This is a genomic window from Oleiphilus sp. HI0067 (assembly GCF_001635735.1).
Window position 1 is genome coordinate 1 of sequence record NZ_LWFI01001560.1, and the last position, 900, is coordinate 900.

The 900-nt window shown below is 39.9% G+C and carries 1 protein-coding gene; it reads right to left on the reverse strand.

Features of this window, described 5'->3' with window-relative positions; all coding sequences use genetic code 11:
- On the reverse strand, window positions 1–565 hold a 565-nt coding region (locus A3739_RS25480; protein WP_197472572.1), incomplete at its 3' end, for a hypothetical protein.
- Window positions 566–900: the final 335 nt, after the last annotated feature.

Here is a 900-nt window from a genome sequence, read left to right on the forward strand (position 1 = left end):
CCACCTTCTTCTTGAAACGCTGGAACAAAGAAGGTTTCTGAAAGGGTAAAATAATTTTCTTGTGAACTTGTTTTTTTACTTGGCTGAGCCCAACCACATCCTCAAACGTAGTAGAATCTTCTCGATGTCGGGCCAGCTCAGTAACTGAGCCAAAGTCTAATTTTTCGACAACTTTTAGTTTGACCTTCTCTTCTGTAATTCCAAAAAACTTATCGAGAGATTGCGAGCGAATTGAAGCATCCCTTATTTTCCCTGAAACATAAACTGCTTTCGCTTCATCGAGACACTCCTCATTCTTAAGTTTATTTACTATATGGAGCAAAGAACCTACATCAATTCCTTCAGAAATTTTTATTAGACTGGTTAGATCATTATGCCGTACAAAGCAATCTACTAATTTAGTGGCCTCCTCGTCGGACAAAACCATAGATTGATCTTTAAAAAAGGACTCTGCTAACTCGATATCACCTTTATCGGCGTAAGCCAAAGCGATGATCTTTGCTAGTTCTTGAGATGGGGCAGCTGCATAAGCCGCAGTTAAACCATTTAACGTCTGCTCGTCCATGAAATTCCTTGAAACAAAAATGCATATACTGAATGCGGATGTATGCTAACGGTAAATATGGTTCTCTTATAGTCACTAACCATTATTTTTTCGTATTGCCTTGCCGCGAATATTCACTAGCTTCTTAGATTAAGCCTATCTAGATATTCTAGTCTCGGAACGCTAAGACCTCGAAGAGCAGAGACGCTAATCAAAAATTGCTTAATCAAAGGACTTATTGAACTTTGCGTGGATCGAACGTCCGCTTCTGTCTAACTCCATGCATTGCACTTTAAACAATAGATGATGCGCTTCGCTTACCCTTCGGGCCGACTTTTTGTCGTTCAACGCGCTAA